Origin of the sequence: Mesorhizobium sp. M7A.F.Ca.MR.176.00.0.0 (assembly GCF_004023165.1) — a bacterium.
Taxonomy (GTDB): domain Bacteria; phylum Pseudomonadota; class Alphaproteobacteria; order Rhizobiales; family Rhizobiaceae; genus Mesorhizobium.
The window spans coordinates 1-18,056 of record NZ_RZTC01000059.1 but is presented as its reverse complement, the minus strand read 5'-3'; the positions used below and the strand labels follow the sequence as shown (position 1 = coordinate 18,056).

General features: G+C 62.8%; 15 protein-coding genes and 1 tRNA gene. 11 read left to right on the top strand and 5 right to left on the bottom strand.

Features of this window, described 5'->3' with window-relative positions:
- Window positions 1-99: 99 nt before the first annotated feature.
- From mutT to argJ, 3 genes are read right to left on the bottom strand one after another with little or no spacing between them, the layout of a single operon-like run.
- The gene (mutT, locus tag EOB59_RS19950; protein WP_127322229.1) at window positions 100-522 is read right to left on the bottom strand and encodes an 8-oxo-dGTP diphosphatase MutT; all 423 of its coding nucleotides are present in this window, start codon (window positions 520-522) and stop codon (window positions 100-102) included.
- On the bottom strand, window positions 515-1,267 hold the full coding sequence (locus EOB59_RS19945) for a GNAT family N-acetyltransferase (protein WP_127269617.1): 753 nt from the start codon (window positions 1,265-1,267) through the stop codon (window positions 515-517). The genes mutT and EOB59_RS19945 overlap by 8 nt, the downstream gene beginning before the upstream one ends.
- 29 nt (window positions 1,268-1,296) lie before the next feature.
- Complete coding sequence (gene argJ / locus EOB59_RS19940) at window positions 1,297-2,538, bottom strand: bifunctional glutamate N-acetyltransferase/amino-acid acetyltransferase ArgJ (RefSeq protein WP_128289066.1); 1,242 nt, start codon at window positions 2,536-2,538, stop codon at window positions 1,297-1,299.
- Between the two features lie 170 nt (window positions 2,539-2,708).
- Here argJ and EOB59_RS19935 point away from each other — a divergent pair, with 170 nt between their 5' ends.
- Together EOB59_RS19935 and EOB59_RS19930 are read left to right on the top strand one after the other, a co-directional pair.
- On the top strand, window positions 2,709-3,938 hold the full coding sequence (locus EOB59_RS19935; protein ID WP_127809226.1) for a caspase domain-containing protein: 1,230 nt from the start codon (window positions 2,709-2,711) through the stop codon (window positions 3,936-3,938).
- Window positions 3,939-4,238: 300 nt separating this feature from the next.
- Entirely contained in the window at window positions 4,239-4,838 is a 600-nt protein-coding gene (locus tag EOB59_RS19930; RefSeq protein ID WP_127809225.1) for a TetR/AcrR family transcriptional regulator, read from the top strand.
- Window positions 4,839-4,905: 67 nt separating this feature from the next.
- On the opposite strand, the gene EOB59_RS19925 is transcribed toward EOB59_RS19930, so the two are convergent.
- Window positions 4,906-5,823: a peptidylprolyl isomerase gene (locus tag EOB59_RS19925; protein ID WP_127809224.1), complete on the bottom strand. Its 918-nt coding sequence runs from the start codon at window positions 5,821-5,823 to the stop codon at window positions 4,906-4,908.
- Window positions 5,824-6,092: 269 nt separating this feature from the next.
- On the opposite strand from EOB59_RS19925, the gene secA reads away from it, so the two are divergent.
- The 7 genes from secA to EOB59_RS19885 all read left to right on the top strand — a co-directional run bounded on the left by secA (window position 6,093) and on the right by EOB59_RS19885 (window position 16,244).
- Complete coding sequence (gene secA, locus EOB59_RS19920; protein WP_128289065.1) at window positions 6,093-8,825, top strand: preprotein translocase subunit SecA; 2,733 nt, start codon at window positions 6,093-6,095, stop codon at window positions 8,823-8,825.
- Between the two features lie 412 nt (window positions 8,826-9,237).
- Window positions 9,238-9,879 (top strand): DUF433 domain-containing protein, encoded by a 642-nt coding sequence (locus EOB59_RS19915; RefSeq protein WP_128289064.1) that lies wholly within the window; start codon window positions 9,238-9,240, stop codon window positions 9,877-9,879.
- Entirely contained in the window at window positions 9,876-10,244 is a 369-nt protein-coding gene (locus tag EOB59_RS19910; protein ID WP_128289063.1) for a DUF5615 family PIN-like protein, read from the top strand. The genes EOB59_RS19915 and EOB59_RS19910 overlap by 4 nt, the downstream gene beginning before the upstream one ends.
- 306 nt (window positions 10,245-10,550) lie before the next feature.
- A complete protein-coding gene (locus EOB59_RS19900) occupies window positions 10,551-11,951 on the top strand; it encodes a lipopolysaccharide biosynthesis protein (RefSeq protein WP_128289062.1) in 1,401 nt (466 codons plus the stop codon).
- Complete coding sequence (locus EOB59_RS19895) at window positions 11,951-13,231, top strand: GNAT family N-acetyltransferase (RefSeq protein WP_128289061.1); 1,281 nt, start codon at window positions 11,951-11,953, stop codon at window positions 13,229-13,231. The genes EOB59_RS19900 and EOB59_RS19895 overlap by 1 nt, the downstream gene beginning before the upstream one ends.
- A 229-nt stretch (window positions 13,232-13,460) precedes the next feature.
- Window positions 13,461-14,768, top strand: coding sequence for a hypothetical protein (locus tag EOB59_RS19890; RefSeq protein WP_128289060.1), 1,308 nt, complete (start codon window positions 13,461-13,463; stop codon window positions 14,766-14,768).
- A gap of 270 nt (window positions 14,769-15,038) precedes the next feature.
- On the top strand, window positions 15,039-16,244 hold the full coding sequence (locus EOB59_RS19885) for a hypothetical protein (protein ID WP_128289059.1): 1,206 nt from the start codon (window positions 15,039-15,041) through the stop codon (window positions 16,242-16,244).
- 169 nt (window positions 16,245-16,413) lie between these two features.
- On the opposite strand, the gene EOB59_RS19880 is transcribed toward EOB59_RS19885, so the two are convergent.
- Window positions 16,414-16,498 (bottom strand) — tRNA-Leu (locus EOB59_RS19880).
- A 275-nt stretch (window positions 16,499-16,773) separates the two neighbouring features.
- On the opposite strand from EOB59_RS19880, the gene EOB59_RS19875 reads away from it, so the two are divergent.
- Together EOB59_RS19875 and EOB59_RS19870 are read left to right on the top strand one after the other, a co-directional pair.
- Complete coding sequence (locus EOB59_RS19875) at window positions 16,774-17,361, top strand: YqaA family protein (RefSeq protein ID WP_023811139.1); 588 nt, start codon at window positions 16,774-16,776, stop codon at window positions 17,359-17,361.
- Window positions 17,362-17,395: 34 nt separating this feature from the next.
- Window positions 17,396-17,914, top strand: a complete 519-nt coding sequence (locus tag EOB59_RS19870) for a disulfide bond formation protein B (RefSeq protein ID WP_127320840.1) — start codon at window positions 17,396-17,398, stop codon at window positions 17,912-17,914.
- The last annotated feature ends 142 nt before the right edge of the window (window positions 17,915-18,056 follow it).

Here is an 18,056-nt window from a genome sequence, read left to right as displayed (position 1 = left end):
CGGCCGCGAACGGCCATGCTTCAATTTTTCACGACGAGATAAATCTTCCATTAACGCTGGCTGATACACGCCTCGGCAGGAAGCGACCGGACGCGAACCTCAGAGCAGATCGATGAGGAACGGGATCAGCGGCGCATCGGCCGGCGGCATCGGATAGTCGCGCATCTGCTTCGGCCGCACCCATTTCAGCGTCTGCCCTTCCCTGGGCTGGGCTATGCCGCGAAAGCGGCGGCAAATGAACAGCGGCATCAGCAGGTGGAAATCGTCGTAGGAATGACTGGCGAAAGTAAGCGGCGCCAGGCATGGGATGTCGGTTTCGATGCCGATTTCCTCATGCAGTTCGCGAATGATGCATTGTTCCGGCGTCTCGCCGGGCTCGACCTTGCCGCCGGGAAATTCCCACAATCCGGCAAGTTGCTTGCCCTGAGGCCGCTGCGCCAGAAGCACCCGGCCGTCGGCATCGACCAGCGCGCAGGCGGCGACCAGGAGCAGGCGTTTGCCGGCGGTCACGACATCATTCATGACCCGGCGGCCGGCGGTAGTGGTAGCGATAGACTTCCTCGAAGCCGAGCGAATGGTAGAGCGCCAGCGCCGGCACGTTGTTGGCCTCGACCTGCAGCCAGGCTTCCCGCGCGCCCCGCAGCCGCGCCCATTTGAGCGCCGACAGGATCAGGTTGCGGCCATGGCCCTTGTTGCGCGCCGATCTGTCGGTGGCGACCTCGAACAGGCCGGCGAGATCGCCGTCATGCACGCAGATAAGCGTTGCCAGTGCCTCGGCTCCATCTTCGAGCGCGAACAGCCCGGCTTCGGGCTGGATGGCGCCGATGATCTCTGACAGGCCGGGGCGCAGCGAAACATCCGAACCGCTGACCTTGAGCAACGCGCCGATGAAGCGGCTGATGTCCTTGAGCGGAATCTGGTCCATGGCGGCGTCGAGCTGCGCGCCGGCCAGCGGCAGCCGCATGACCAGCGACTCGTCGAACCGGCTCCAGCCCTCGCGGTCGAGATGGCTGGCGAGATCGGGACCCGACAGCGGCGACATGCGGAACGTCAGCGGCCTTCCATAGGCATCGAAACGGCGGCTGGCCCGTCCGATACGGTCGGCCATGTGCATGATATCGCCGGGATCGAGCGGATTGACCGAGTTCAGCCGCTTGGCCGGATGGCCGGCGGTCAGCCGCACCACCCAGGTGCCGTCATAGTGGACGGCGGCTGCCGGCCAGGCGCGAAAGCCGGCCGCCTCGTAGCGGCGTACGATCGCGAGCATGCTTGCCGGATGCCTGGAGCTCAAAACCGTCAGCTCCGATAATCGCCATTGATGGCGACATATTCCTTGGTGAGATCGCAGGTCCACACCGTCGCCTTGCCGCGGCCGATGCCGATATCGGCACGGATGCGGATGTCGTCGCGCTTCATGTAGGCCGACGTCGCGGCCTCGGAGTAGCCGGGGTCGCGCTCGCCTTCATGCGCCAGCCTGTTGTCGCCGAACCAGATCGACAGCCGGTCGCGATCGGCGGGGTCGCCGGCCTTGCCGACGGCCATGACGACGCGGCCCCAATTGGCGTCCTCGCCGGCGACCGCCGTCTTGACCAGCGGCGAATTGGCGATGGACAGCGCGATGCGCTTGGCCGAGCGCGCCGATTTGGCGCCGGTGACGGTGACTTCGACCTGCTTGCGGGCGCCCTCGCCGTCGCGCACCACTTGCAGCGCCAGCGATTTCAGCACCTTGCCGAGCGCCCGGCGGAACGCGCCGAGACGGGCATCCTTGGGATCGGTTATGTCAGGCGCGCCGCGCTTGGCGGCCTTGCCGGTGGCGAAGATCAGCAGCGTGTCGCTGGTCGACGTGTCGCTGTCGACGGTGACCGCGTTGAAGGTCTTGGCCGTGCCGCGCGACAACAGATCCTGCAGGACGGGGGCGGCGATCGGCGCATCGGTGGCGATGAAGGAGAGCATCGTCGCCATGTCGGGCGCAATCATGCCGGCGCCCTTGGAAATGCCGTTGATGGTGACTTCGGTATCGCCGAGCTTGACGGTCGCAGTCGCCAGTTTCGGATAGGTATCCGTGGTCATGATCGCCTTTGCCGCCTCGGTCCACAGCCCGGGCTTGCCGTTGCTGACCAGCCCGGCCAGCAGGTGGCTGAATTTGCTGGTGTCGAGCGGCTCGCCGATGACGCCCGTCGAGGCCAGGAAAACCTCCGCTGCCGTGCAGCCGGCCGCCTTCGCCGCCGCCTCGCCGGTCAGCGCGGTCGACTCGCGGCCTTTCCTGCCGGTGAAGGCGTTGGCGTTCCCGGAATTGACGACCAGCACCCGGGCCTTGCCTGCACCGAGATTCTGCCGGCAGAAATCGACCGGCGCCGAAGGGCATTTCGATTTCGTGAACACGCCGGCGACCGCGGTGCCTTCATCGAAGACCATGGTCAAAAGATCGGTGCGGCTCTTGTACTTTATCCCTGCCTCGGCGGTGGCGATGCGCACCCCTTCGATCTCCGGCATTTTGGGGTATTTCTTCGGCGCGAGCGGCGAAATCGTCGTGGACATGGAGGCCTCGGGCGGGAAAAATCGCAGGGGAAGGCCGGTTTGCCCGATAGACCGCGCGGGCGCAAGGGCGTTTTCGTCGCTCTTGCCCGGGAGCTCGAACCCGCTCGTGGTTAGGCCTGCATTTCAAATCCGGTGGCGTCACCGGGGCCGATGGCGTTATGATCTGCCCCATGGGCAGGCTTGCGATCCTTGCATGGGCATTTCTGGGACTTTTGCTGCTGAGCGCGGATGCGCAGCCGCAACGGCGCGTGGCGCTTGTCATCGGCAACGGCACTTACGCCGAAGCCGGCACGCTGGCCAACCCGGTCAACGACGCCCTCGACATCGCCGACAAGCTGCGCTCCATCGGCTTCGAGGTCATTGAGGGCAACGATCTCGGCAAGCGTGAACTCGAACGCAGCATCGGCGCGTTTTCCGATGCGCTCCAGGGCGCCGGCGTCGGGCTTTTCTACTATGCCGGCCACGGCCTGCAGGTCGAGGGGCGCAACTACATCGTGCCGGTCGACGCCAGGCTGGACGTGCCGGTCAAGTTGCAGCTCGAGGCCGTGCCGATCGACGAAGTCCTCGACATCATGGAACAGCAGACCAAGGTCAGCCTGGTGTTTCTCGATGCCTGCCGCAACAATCCGTTTGCCCGCAGTCTCAGCCGCACCGCCACCACACGCTCGGCGAAGGCGCTGGCCGGGCTGGCGCGATTCGATTCGACGCGCGGCTCGTTCATCGCCTTCTCGACGGCACCTGGCGCTGTCGCCATGGACGGCAGCGGACGCAACTCGCCTTTCGCCGCCGCCCTGCTGCGCCACATCGCCGAGCCCGGCCAGAGCATCAACGACATGATGATCGCGGTGCGCCGCGACGTGGTTTCGCAAACTCGCGAGACCCAGCGCCCCTGGGAGCAGGGATCGCTGCTCGAACGCTTCGAATTCGTCTCGGACGGACAACCCGCAGAGCCACAAAGGCCGCCCGCGGCGCCGGCGCCTTCAACGGAAGTCGCCGCACTTGAACGCTCTGTCGGCGACGACAAGGGATCGATCGAGAAATTCCTGCGCCAGGACTATCTGACGCCGGACACCAGGGCGATAAGCGAGACCGTCAAGCGGCTCTACGGCCCATCCGCCTTCATCTTCGGAACCCGCTACGACGCCGACGCCATCGTCAAGATCAAGGCCGACTGGTTCGCGCAGTGGGCCTCCTGGTCGCTAAGCATGGAGGCCGGCAGCCTGGAGGTCACTCCACAGGGCGAAGATCGCGCCGAGGCAGTCTTTGCGATGCGCTACGACTATCTTCCAAAGGACAGGTCGGCGGCACGCCTGACCGGCAAGGCGCGCGTCACGCTTGGGGTGGTCAAGGCCGGCGGCGGCTGGCGTATCGAATCCGAGACATCGCAGGCGATGCAGTAGGCGTGATCCCACGGCCAGCCGGGCAATTCAAGCTGGCAGTGCTCATGGCGATAGGAATTTTTTCTTGACTCGGTGAGGGCAGCTATGCTACATTTTTGCCCATGGTGCTGATTTGCGCCAGTGACCCGCCGCCCGGCGGGTTTTTGCGTTTGGAGCTTCGCCAACCGACACGCCGTAGACTCCAGAGAATAAACTTAACCCCTGCCGCTACCATCCGTTCCCGAAGCTTGAAAACGCGCCGTTTCGTTTGAGCGTCGGGTCGCCTATATTGCCGGCGATAGTGTTGGCGAGGAGACAGAGATGGCCGAGGACGCCGATCCGGCGCGCAGATCGATCGGTGCGCGGCGCAACCCCGACAGCGCCGATGCCATTCTCGAAGCCGCCGAGGCCGTACTGGTCGAAGCCGGTTATGCCGGTTTCTCGATCGAGGCGGTGGCGCGGCGGGCCCGCGCCGGCAAACCCACCATCTATCGCTGGTGGCCGAGCAAGGCGGCATTGCTGCTTGAGGTCTATCAGCGCCAGAAGCGCGTCGAGGTTCCCGATACCGGGCGGCTGGAGGAGGATCTCGTCGGCTTCCTGAAAAACCTGTTCACCCACTGGCGCGAGACATCGTCGGGAAGCGTGTTCCGGTCGCTGATCGCCGAGGCGCAGTCGGACGAGACCGCTGCCGCGGCCCTTGCCGACTACTCGCTGGGCCGACGCTCCCATACCGGCCAGATCATCGAACGCGCCAAGGCAAGGGGCGAAATCCCGGCCGAAATCGATTCAGCCGTTGTCGCAGACCTGATCGCCTCCTTCGCCTGGAGACATCTGTTGACCAACCGGCTCGACGAGAACGAAGCCACCATCGGCAAGGCGGTCAACTACGTGATGCGAGGCATAGCGGCGCCCGCCCCCTAAAAATACGGCAATGAAAAAGGGCGCGGCAACCCCTGGCTGCCGCGCCCTTTTCGAAGACCTATCGGTCTTACTTGGCGCTTTCCAGCGTATCGACCGTCTTCTTCAGGTTCGCGTCGGGGATCTCGATCTTGGCGCCGGCGCGCAGCGACTTGACCAGCGCGAAATATTTGTCGCGGATGACCGCCTGCTTGGCCTGGTCCTTGACGTCGTCGAAGGCCGGCGGCTGCTTGGTGCGCTTGTCCTCGAGCTTGATGACATGCCAGCCGAACTGCGTTTGCACCGGCTGCTCGGTGTACTTGCCGACCTCGAGCGCGGAGGCCGCCTTGTCGAACTCCGGCACCATCTGGCCAGGTCCGAACCAGCCGAGATCGCCGCCGCTGGTCTTGCCCGAGGGATCGCTGGTGTGCTCGGTGGCGAGCTTCTGGAAGTCGGCGCCGCCGTCGAGCTGCTTGATGATGGCCTCGGCCTCTTCCTTGGTCTTCACGAGGATGTGACGGGCATGCAACTCGTTGGTGGGCGGCGTGTTGGCGATTTCCTGGTCGTAGCGGGCGCGGACCTCGGCGTCGGTGACCTTGTCGACGACGCCCTTCTCGACCATCTCGCCATGCAGCGCGCGCTGCTGCAGGAAAGCCATGCGGCGCTGGAAGTCGGGATCCTTGTCGAGCCCTGACGTGACCGCCTGGGCGGCCATGACACGGATCTCGATGGCAGCCGAGAGCGCTGCGGCACGGCGCTGCTCGGGCGGCAATTGCGCGAACTGCTGCGACAATTCCCCTTCGGCAAGCACCAGATCGGCTTCGGTCAGGGGCTGGCCGTTGACCGTGGCGATAACCTTATTCGGATCGACCGGTGCCGCGGCTGGCGCTGCTGCATCCGCCGGGGCGGGAGCGGTTTGCTGCGCCATCAGCGGCGAGAGCGAAAGGGCCGACAGGCCGACGGCCAAGCCAAGGCTGGCGAGCGACGCGCGGCAGAACAACAGGGACATAGGGTGGACTCCGGTGGGGATTGTTAAGAGGGGTGCTTCCAGATCGGCCAGATTGTGGCGGAATTTGGCGCAGCCAGCAGGGCCAGCGCGGCGTTGACATCAGTTGAGCCCCCTCTTATCTGTCCAACGACTTTGCGTCCAGAACCGTTTTCCGGGCGCTTTTTGTGTTTGCCAGTGTTCACTAATGTGTTTGCCAGTGTTCACGTGGAATTGATGGGGCCGGCCGGCGCTCATCTCAAGATTGAGAATTCTATCGAAAGGACCATTGGATGGTCAGTCTCGGCGGTCTCGCCCGTAAGGTTTTCGGTTCCTCCAACGACCGTCGGGTCAAATCGACCCGGCCCCGTGTCGAGGCGATCAACGCCATGGAAAACGAGATGCGGGCGCTCTCCGACGAGGAGTTGGTCGGCCGCACCGCGAAATTCCGCCAGGACATCGCCAATGGCGCCACGCTCGACGACCTGTTGATCCCGGCCTTCGCTACCGCCCGCGAGGCAGCGCGCCGCGTGCTCGGCATGCGCCCCTTCGATGTCCAGCTGATCGGCGGCATGGTGCTGCACAATGGCGGTATTGCCGAGATGCGCACCGGCGAGGGCAAGACCCTGGTCGCGACGCTGCCGGTCTACCTCAATGCGCTCGCCGGCAAGGGCGTCCACGTCGTCACCGTCAACGATTACCTGGCCACCCGCGACTCCGAATGGATGGGCCGCGTCTACAAGTTCCTCGGCCTCTCGGTCGGCGTCATCGTCCACGGCCTGTCCGACGAGGAGCGCAGCGCCGCCTACGCCGCCGATGTCACCTACGCCACCAACAACGAGCTTGGCTTCGACTATCTGCGCGACAACATGAAATACGAGCGCGCCCAGATGGTGCAGCGCGGTCACAATTACGCGATCGTCGACGAAGTCGATTCCATCCTGGTCGACGAGGCGCGCACGCCGCTGATCATTTCCGGTCCGCTCGAGGACCGTTCGGAAATGTACAACACCATCGACACCTTCATCATCCAGCTGCAGCCGCAGGATTATGAGATCGACGAGAAGCAGAAGACCTCGATCTTCACCGAGGAAGGCACCGAGAAGCTCGAGAACCTTTTGCGCGATGCCGGCCTGCTCAAGGGCGAGTCGCTCTACGACGTCGAGAACGTCGCCATCGTCCATCACGTCAACAACGCGCTGAAGGCGCACCGGCTGTTCCAGAAGGACAAGGACTACATCGTCCGCAACGGCGAGATCGTCATCATCGACGAGTTCACCGGCCGCATGATGCCGGGCCGCCGCTATTCGGAAGGCCTGCACCAGGCGCTCGAAGCCAAGGAGCATGTGGCGATCCAGCCGGAGAACCAGACGCTGGCCTCCGTCACCTTCCAGAATTATTTCCGCCTCTACAAGAAGCTCTCCGGCATGACCGGCACGGCGCTGACCGAGGCCGAGGAATTCGGCAACATCTACGGTCTCGAAGTCACCGAGATCCCGACCAATCTGCCGGTCGTGCGCATCGACGAGGACGACGAGGTCTACCGGACGGTCGAGGAGAAATACAAGGCGATCGTCAGGGAGATCCGCGAAGCCAGCGCCAAGGGCCAGCCGACGCTGGTCGGCACCACTTCCATCGAAAAGTCCGAGCAGCTGGCCGAGCGCCTGCGCAAGGAAGGTTTTACCGATTTCGAAGTGCTGAACGCCCGCCATCACGAGCGCGAGGCGGCGATCGTCGCCCAGGCCGGCAAGCCCGGCGCCATCACCATCGCCACCAACATGGCCGGCCGCGGCACCGACATAAAGCTCGGCGGCAATGCCGAGATGCGCATCGAGGAAGAGCTCGGCGACATGCCGGCCGGACCCGAGCGCGAGGCGCGGGAAAAGGAAATCATTGCCGACATCGAGCGGCTGAAGGAAAAGGCGCTGGCCGCCGGCGGCCTCTATGTGCTGGCCACCGAACGCCACGAATCGCGCCGCATCGACAACCAGTTGCGCGGCCGTTCCGGGCGTCAGGGCGACCCTGGCCGCTCGAAATTCTTCCTGTCGCTGCAGGACGACCTGATGCGCATCTTCGGCTCCGAGCGCATGGACGGCATGCTGCAGAAGCTCGGCCTCAAGGAAGACGAGGCGATCATCCATCCGTGGATCAACAAGGCGCTGGAAAAGGCGCAGAAGAAGGTCGAGGCGCGCAACTTCGACATCCGCAAGAACCTTTTGAAATATGACGACGTCTCCAACGACCAACGCAAGGTGGTTTTCGAGCAGCGCATCGAACTGATGGACGGCGAAGGCCTGTCCGAAACGATCGCCGAGATGCGCGAAGGCGTCATCGACGAGATCGTCGCCAAGGCCATTCCCGAAAACGCCTATGCCGAGCAGTGGAACGTTGCGGGGCTGAAGGCCGAGATCGCCGAGTTCCTGAACCTCGACCTGCCGGTCGAGGACTGGGCCAAGGAAGAGGGCATTGCCGAAGACGACATCCGCGAGCGCATCGGGCAGGCCGCCGAAGCCGCCGCCAAGGAGCGCGCCGAGCGTTTTGGCCCCGAGGTGATGAACTATGTCGAGCGCTCGGTTGTGCTGCAGACGCTCGATCATCTGTGGCGCGAGCACATCGTCAATCTCGACCATCTGCGTTCGGTCGTCGGCTTCCGCGGCTACGCCCAGCGCGATCCGCTGCAGGAGTACAAGGGCGAAGCGTTCGAGCTGTTCCAGGCCATGCTGGGCAATCTGCGCCAGGCCGTCACCGCGCAGCTGATGCGCGTCGAACTGGTCCGCCAGGCCGCCGAAGCGCCGCCGCCGGAAGCCCCCGACATGTTCGGCACCCACATCGACGGCACCACCGGCGAGAACGACTTCGAAGGCGGCGAAACCGCCCTCCTGGTCCGCCCGGAGACAACCGCCATCGTCGCTCCCGAAGACCGCGACCCCAACAACCAGGCCACCTGGGGCAAAGTCGGCCGCAACGAAGCCTGCCCGTGTGGTTCGGGGAAGAAATATAAGCACTGCCACGGCGCGTTCGCGTAAGGGCGCGGCGCTTTTTTTCCCTTCTCCCCGTTCACGGGGAGAAGGTGCCCGAAGGGCGGATGAGGGGCGGCGCTGGGTTCCGCGATTGGCCAATCTCCCCACCTGAGGGGGAGATGGCCGGCAGGCCAGAGGGGGGCGCCGCGCTTGCTACCTTGCGGAATTCACTTTCCGATCCAACTATCGGGTGATGATGTAGAACGCTGTGTTTGATCTGGTTGTCGCTCGTGTTTGATCACTTTGGGACCGCTTCTAGAAAGGCGACCTCACCGAGAGCACCAATTCCAGCGGCTTCCTATTCAACAATAAATTCCTCCAGCCGCCCGGATCTTAAAGCTTCCGAAAGTGACAAGCGGGCTTCATTCGTGGGCAAATCGCCTCTTTTTATGGCCTCAAAGCGCGCGTAGGATGCATTATGGCCACGCCAGACTCAAACACGGTCATTGCTGCTTTCACTATCGATCAGACCGCTCGTCTGACCGGTGTGAGCAAGCGCCAACTTGGCACATGGGATCGTGATCAGTTCTTTGTTCCGAGCATCGTCTATGGCGGTGATCATCGGACCTATTCCCGCCTGTATTCCTTTCGCGACCTGCTTTCGCTCAAGGTTCTCAATCAGCTTCGGAATGAGACGCGGATAACGCTCTCGCATCTGAAAGAGGTTAAGGGCGATCTCGCACACCTTGGCGATGATATGTGGGTTAAGAGCACGCTGTATGTCCTAGGCAAGCGAGTCGTCATTAGAAGGGACGACGACACGCTTCAGGAAGCGGGATCCGGTCAGGCCGTTCTGCAAATTCCTCTAAGGATTGTCGTCGGCACTCTGCGTGAGCAGGTCCAAGCGATGAACAAGCGAGACAGCGATGACATTGGTAAGTTTGACCGCCATCGCGGCGTGGCTAACAACCAGATTGTCATTGCCGGAACTCGCATTCCCGTCCGGAGCGTAAAGGCATTCCATGATGCCGGCTATTCCGTCGAGGATATTAAGCGCGAATATCCAACTCTCACGGAGGCGGATATCGCGGCGGCCATAAAATACGATGCCGCTGCTTGAGCAAGAAGAAGCCCACGCTTCGAACCTTTCTGGACGCCGGTGTTCCTGATTCTGTTGGCAGAAAACTCGAAGAATTCGGGCACGCAGTAATCTATCATAGGAACGCCTTGCCGGAGCGTACGCCGGACGATGTGGTATGCATAACCGCCATGGAAAACGACGCAATTCTTATCGCGATAGACGGCGACATGAAGCAGCTTGCAAAACGATATGGCATTACCCCGAAAGGCGACAAATTCGACAAGTTGAGCATCATTCGCTTGTGCTGCAATGAGGTTCTGGCCGCAAAGCGATTAGAGCAAGCGCTACCGCTGATCGAAATGGAATGGGACTACGCGACTGTCAAAACCGCACGTCGCATGTGATAGATATCTTTCCCCACGCCATTCAGACCAACCGCTGACTGCTTCTAAGGGATGGACGGGACTTGAACCCGCGATCTCGATTGGCAATCGGCGCTCTATCCGACTGAGCTACAATATTGGATATTGCAAGCCTCCTTTCGCCGGCCGCGTGCCCGTTGCCTCCGGCCACTCCGGCGTCCGGTCGCCTTTCGTCATGCAATCGACATGACGAAAGCGCGTGCCGCGTCGCTCCCCCACCCACGTTTTCTTAATGTGTCTCCGCTACACAGAACCCTGAAAAGAAGCGGAAAACGGAGAGAAATCGGGGTGCGCTTTTCCGCGGCCACGACTGCCGGGCGGTTCTTGCCGCAGCGTTGGGCGCTGCGCATGGGGCCGTTGCTTGGCCGCATCGATGCCGTGCTGTTCACCGCCGACGAGCGCGGCGAGGCCGGCCGCATGTCGGTCATCGCCTTCTCGGTTCGCATCGTCAGCGCCGTGATCGCCTTCGTCAGCCAGGTGCTGATGGCACGCTGGATGGGCTCGTTCGAGTACGGCATCTTCGTCCTCGTCTGGGTGACGATGGTCATCGTCGGCAACCTCGCCTGCCTGGGCTTCCACACCTCCGTCATCCGCTACATTCCCGAATATCGCGAGCGCGGCTTGATGGATGAGCTGCGCGGCATCGTACTGGCCAGCCGTCTGTTCGTGCTGATCGCCTCCACGCTGATTGCCGGGCTCGGCGCGCTCGGCGTCTGGCTGGCGGCACCCTGGATCGAGAACTACTATGTGATCCCGTTCATCCTCGGCGTCATCTGCCTGCCGATGATTGCCATGTCCGACCTTCTGTCGGGCCTGGCACGCGCCAACAGCTGGGCGCTGTTTGCCCTGTCGCCGACCTATCTGGTGCGGCCCGTGCTGATCCTGCTGTTCATGGCGCTGATGCTGTTCGTGGGCTACGCACCCGATGCCAGGACCGCCATCTTCGCCTCGATCGCCGCCACCTACATCACCACGCTGGGACAACTCGTCGGCGTCACCCAGCGCATGGAACGGCAGATCCCGGCAGGGCCGATGAAGGTGCATTTCGCGCAATGGTTCATCGTCTCGCTGCCGATCTTCCTGGTCGAGAGCTTCTTCTTCCTGCTGACCAATGCCGATGTGCTGATGGTTGGCGCCTATATGGATCCCAACGACGTCGCCGTTTATTTCGCCACCGTGAAGACGCTGGCGCTGGTGCATTTCGTCTACTTCGCCGTCAAGGCCGGCGTTGCCCAGCGCTACGCCCAGTTCACCCATGGCGACCCGCAAAGGCTCGCCGCCTTTGCCCGCGAGACGGTGTCGTGGACGTTCTGGCCATCGCTCTTGATGGCGCTGCTGGTGCTGGTGCTCGGCGAGCCGATGCTAATGCTGTTCGGGCCTGAATTCAGCAGCGGCTATCCGTTGCTGTTCCTGCTTGTCTTCGGCGTCGTGGCGCGGGCCGCCGTCGGCCCCTGCGAAAGCCTACTGACGATGAGCGGCAACCAGAACATCTGTGCTGCCGTCTATGCCATGACGCTGGCCTTCAACATCGCCCTCAATGTGGTGCTGATCCCCATGTTCGGTCTCTGGGGCGCGGCAATGGCCACCGCCTTTGCCATGATCTTCGAAGCCGGCGCGCTCTCCTTCACGGTGTGGCGCAAGCTCGGCATCGCCATGCTCATCTTCTTAGCCCCGAAAGGAGCCGCGTGATGGCTGCCATCCCGTTGCTTGAGGAAACCAGCGGCGGCACCGCCGGCGCCATGGTGTCGGGCCTTGCCGGGCTGACCCGCGACGCCGACCCCGCCCATATCGAGATCCTCGCCAACAACCGGCCCGAGCGCAAGCTCGCCATCTATCCGGCATCGGCAGGCTTCGACCTGGTCGAGGAACTGGATTATCTCAGCGCCCGCACGGTCGAGCCCAACGTGTTCTTCAACCCGCGTTTCCTTGCACCCGCCATGCCGCGGCTGGAGGATCGCGAGGTACGGCTGGCGGTCATCCGCGACGGCGACGAATACCGCAACCGGCTGCGCCTTCTGGTGCCGTTCTCGGTTGAGCGGCCGGTGGTGCCGCTCGGCGTGCCGGTCATGCGCACATGGTCGAGCCCGTTCGGTCCGCTCGGCACGCCGCTGGTCGACCGCGACGATCCGGTCGGCGTCGTCGAGGACTTCTTCTCGATGCTGTCGCGCCCGCACCTCAAGCTGCCGAAAGTCTTCGTCCTGGCCGATGTCCGGCTCGATGGCCCAGTGGCGAGCCTGCTTGCCACCGTGGCCGAGGCGCGCGGCCTGACGCTGGTCACCACCGGCCAGATCCAGCGCCCGGCGCTGGAGAGCGAGCTCGATGGAGATGATTATCTGAAGGCCTCGCTGCGCGCGCACCATTATCGCGAGTTCCGCCGCCTGAAGCGGCGCCTTGGCGACCTTGGCAAGCTTGAGCATGTCGTGGCGCGCGGCCCCGAAGACATCCGTCATGCCATCGAAGGCTTCCTGTCGCTGGAAGCGGCCGGCTGGAAAGGCCGCGAACGCACCGCCATGGCGATCGACCGCTTCCGCGCCGCCTTCGCCCGCGAAGCCGTGCACCGGCTGGCCGAACAGGACATGTGCCGCATCCATTCGCTGACGCTCGACGGCCGCACCATCGCCTGCCTGATCGTCTTCGTCGAAGCCGGCATCGCCTACACCTGGAAGACCGCCTATGACGAGACGCTGGCCAGCTATTCGCCCGGCACGCTGCTGATGATCGAGGTGACCAGGCAGCATCTCGACGATCCCAACATCATGATGACCGATTCCTGCGCGGTGCCCGACCATCCGGTGATGAGCCGGCTGTGGGCGGAGCGCAAGCCGATGGGCACGCTGGTGATCGGCCTGGCGCCGGACGCCGACCGCCTCACCCGCCAGGCCGCCTCGCAACTGCACCTCTACCGCGAGACCCGCAACATGGCCCGCCTGCTGCGCAACCGCATGAAGAGCCTGTTGGGGCGGCGCTGAGAAAAGGCAGGGTGCGGTTCTGGAGAATGGCATATCTTCGCTGCAAATATTTGACGGGTGGGTGACCGGGAATTTACTTCGGTTGCCAGCAGGCAAACGCGAATATAGATCTCTGCTTATAAAAAAACGAGATTTCTCGCAGAAATTTCCAGTGAAAGCCGATAAAACCTACTCGCATTCTTGTTCTTAATTCACGATAATCTAGTGATTCGGTAGCGATGAGAGAGAAATGTCGCTGAATCATGAGGCCAACGGCGCCCGGCACATCAGTGCGGAGGATAGCGCCGTTGTCCGAAGGGCCGACGAAGACTTCGACGAACTGATTCGAAGCATTCGAGCCGCAACGTATCAAGCTTTGCCTCTCTTCGAAGAGGAGCCCGTGACCGGATTGGCCCAGTCAGACACGCTGGCCGCCTCCCTCGGCTCGACTTCGGCCCGGACGGGCTCGAGCCAGGCCCGCGCCATGCGCGGCTCCTCGCCCTTGTCCAACGACAGGCTGGATCCACGTGCCGTTGACGACTTGGCGTGGTCGTTGGTTGACCACGATGTGGGCAGGCTTGATGCGCAAACGCACGATGCCGACGCTCCCGATACCGACAAATGGGAATTGCAGGAAGAGGTGGCGAAGCTGCAACGCTTGCAGGATCGCACCTCGAAAGAGCTTGGGCGAAAATCGCGCGAGCTATCGATCGCGAGCAAGACCATCGCCGACCTGGAGGTCCAACTCGACAGGGCACGGCAGACCATTGCGCAAGCGGACAGGCATGCCGGCCAGCGCGCAACGCGGTTCCTCGAAGCGAATGTAGAGGTCGAGCGTCTGGGCCGTAACCTGGCGCGCGTGTCGGGGCAACTTCGCGACGAGATCATCGCCAGGCAAGCCGCCGAGCAGGCGCGTGAGGACGTTGCATGGCGGCTCGCAAGCTTGCAACAGGCCACCATGCTGCTTCGTTCCAAGGTCGCGGATGACCAGATCCACAACGAAAGACTGACCGGCAAACTTTCGGCGCAGATGCTGGTGCAGCAGGACCTGCAGGTGCGGCTGTCCACGCTCGAGCATCAGCGCGGCGTTCTCGGTGATTGCGCCGCCGCCGCGCAGGAGCGGGCCGTCGAACTTGAAAAGAGGTTGCGCTCGCTCCAGCGCAGCGCCGCCGATCAAAGCGTGGTCCGCGCAACGCCGGGCGTCGGGCAGCGCGCCGAGGACGTGGCCGAGCATCGGCGCCAAACCTCGGAAACCGAGATTGCGACGTTGCGCCAGGAGCGCGACGCGGCGCGCCGAGACTATGGCGCGGTGAAGGTTCAACTCGCCGATCTCCGCTTGCGCGGCAAGACCGACGAACTCGCGCATGCCCGTTGCCGCGATGAGAACCGCCAGCTTCACCAAAGGCTGGAAACGCTGACACGCCAGGATCCCCCCAGCGGACCGGCAGCCGATGACAATGCCGATCTCGAACGGACGTTCGACGAATTGCTGGCGGCTGGCGAGATCGGCGCGGCCAATGACGGCGGCCCCACCGGCGGGACGCGCAAAGCGTCTTGACCGCCTGCTGAGGCATATCGGTACGCAGGTGGCCACGTCGAGCCGACGGACGTGTTGGTGATCGGCATGACGTCGCCGCCCTTCTGGCACACCGAACTCGAGGCCGTCGAAACGTCGAGTGCATTCCAACGGTTTCCGTGTCTGTGGATGCCCTCAGCAAGCGTCTTGATCCCTGCCAGAGCGAGGATTCCGAGCCATGAAAAATGAAATGGCTGCCGCAGGTCTCCTCGCCATCAGTCCCGGCTCGATCATTGCATCGCCGAGCGCTCCATGCCCTTGGATAGCATCTGGAGCGGCGGCGGCGTAGATACCGTTTGGAAGAATGTTCAACGTCAAAGCTTAGGAATCGCCATGAGCAGGCAAGATCGAGGCCTTACGCGCTTCTCACGCAGGACGCGCAACGGCTTCAAGAATGCGGCGTTAGCACTTCATCTAGCGATCAACGTAGAACGACGAGACAGCATTGCCATTCGTGTAACAGGCGGCATGGGCGACCATATCGTGGCCGTCCGGTTTATTCGCGATCTGCTGAGCCACTTTGGCCGCGCAAAGATCGACGTCTATTCCGTAACGGGCGGAATGGGGTGGCTTTACGAGCCTCTCCCGGATGTAACTTTCATTGAAGCTCCGAAACGCGTATTTACGTGGGTCACGCATCGATATCTTCTTGTCCTGCAGCTCACACACACCGTAGATCTTGTGCACATGAGTTCTGCCGCTGCCGAACGGTGGCCGGCGCTTTCGGCAATGCTGCAAAGCATCGCACCGTATCGGAAGATGTTTTCGCATGCGATCGATGCGCATCCTCATTTGGACTTCCATCCAGCACTTGTAGCCCAATTTCAGAACGTGAGGCGAGACACCTTTCTGAACCATGTCAGCGGTGTGCCCTTTGGCGGCCATCAATATCCGTTACCTGAGGATGCGTCCTTGGTTCAAAGCTTGGGACTGGACCATAAACCCTACATTACTGTCCATAATTCCTTCAGCGAGGAGTCGGGTCGCCCTCGAGCTACGCGAGATTATCCGTTCTTGGATGATGTCGTGAAAGAGGTGAAGGCGCAGTTGCCGGATCTTCCTGTTGTCCAAGTCGGCGTGGTAGGAGGCACCCTCAGTTCGGCCGACTACAACCTTTCTTCCAAGACAACACAGCCGCAAATCACCTCCGTTCTTGCGAACTCGTCCATGCATTTCGACATGGAGGGAGGGCTTGTTCATATCGCAAGCTGTGTAGGGACGCCGTGTTGTGTCGTTTTCGGTCCAACGCCGATCGGCTATTACGCCTACCCGAACAATATCAATATTGCCCCGCGTGTCTGCGGCGGTTGTTGGTCCCTTACATTGGATTGGCAAAAGACCTGCCTTCTAGGCGCTGCGGAACCGCCTTGCATGTTCACGCAACCACCCAAGGCGGTGGCGCATGCGGCGTTACCGCATCTGCGAGTTTTGTTGAGCGAAAAGCGCCGATCAGCCTGAAGGGGCACTTGCAGGCGAACAAGGGCCGGCAAGCGTTAGCATGGGAAACAGCAGACCACGATACACCAAAAGGCCAACCGGGAACGCAACGCCGGCGCTGCCGCGCACAAGCGGATCCCAAAACAAACACAGGCTAAATTGTCCCACCCGAAGCTCGAAGAGTGTAGGATGGTGCCCCTAGCCGGAATCGAACCAGCACTCCTTGCGGAACTCGATTTTGAGTCGAGCGCGTCTACCAATTCCGCCATAGGGGCTCAGGCCGGGCGGCCTGGATGGCGCGGGACTATACGGTTGGAGGGCTGTTCGTCAACTGGCCAATTCTCCGGCGCCCTCAAGATGCGACCAAACTGCGCCTTTCGATTTCGTGAGGGGGCTGCCATTGTGCAGCGCGGAAAATCTTTCTAGACAGGCGGCGCATCAAAGCGCGGCACGTCTGCGGGGACGGATGGCGTGCTCTGGGTCTTTGTTCTGTGCATGCCGTTAACCCCAACCTGCCTGCGCAATGGAACGACACGCATTAGGAGTGCCGATGCTTCGCGGACTTTACGACTGGACCTTGTCGCTGGCGGCCCGCAAATCCGCCGAATGGTGGCTGGCCTTCATCGCCTTCGTCGAAAGCTCGGTGTTCCTGGTGCCGGCCGACGTGCTCTATCTGCCGATGGCGCTGTCGCGGCCGGATCGCGCCTACCGCTATGCGCTGATCGCCACCGTCGCCTCGGTGCTGGGCGGCATCGCCGGCTGGTTCATCGGCCACTACGCCTATGACGCGGTGGCGAGGCCGATCCTCGAATTCTACGGCAAGTACGACGAGTTCGAAGCGCTGCGCGCAGGGGCAGGCGTCGGCTTCATCGTCCTGATGCTGATCACGTCGGGCGCTGCCCACCTGCCGCCGATCAAGGTGGTGACGATCCTGTCCGGCGTCATCGGCGTCAATTTGCTGTTGTTCGTGGTGCTGGCGATCGTGGCCCGCGGTGGCCGTTTCCTGCTGCTCGCCTGGCTGCTGCGCCATTATGGCGAACCGATCCGCGAATTCATCGAAAAGCGCCTCGGCCTCATCGCCGGCGCCGGCGCGGCTGCCCTGATTTTGCTCTATATCCTGGTCAAATACGCGTTCTGAACAGAACCATCGCGAGCCGGACGGACCGATTGAAATGACAGCGACCATGAATGCCGACACCGGACGCCAGCGCACGCTGACCGCCTTGTTCCTCGCCGTCGCCATGGCCGCCACCGTCGGCTCGGCGCTCGCCTTCCAGTATCTCGGCGGCTACATCCCCTGCCACCTCTGCCTCGAACAGCGCACGCCCTATTATATCGGCGTGCCGCTGATGGTGCTGGCGGTGATTGCATCGATGCTGCACGCACCCAGCTGGCTGACGCGCGGCCTGCTGGCCGTCGGCGGCATCCTGATGCTCTACGGCCTCTATCTCGGCGTCTACCACTCCGGCGTCGAATGGCAGTGGTGGGCCGGCCCGACCGATTGTACCGCAGGCGCCGGGCCGGTCGACACCGGCGGCAAGGGCGTGCTCGACGCGCTCGACAAATTCGTGCCGCCGTCCTGCGACAAAGCCGCCTTGCGCATCCTTGGCCTGTCCCTGGCCGGCTGGAACGCCATCGCCAGCCTGATCCTTGCCGCCGTCGCCTTCCGCGGCGCCCTCACCCGCGACTGATTGAGCAGCGCGACGCAGAGTTCGAGCAAAAATTCGCCGGGCTGAGTCGGATGGCGCGGCTTTCGACGTCCGAGCCAGGTCGACCCCCACTCCGTCTCGGCTTCGCCGAGCCACCTCTCCCCCGATCGACGGGGTAGAGGAA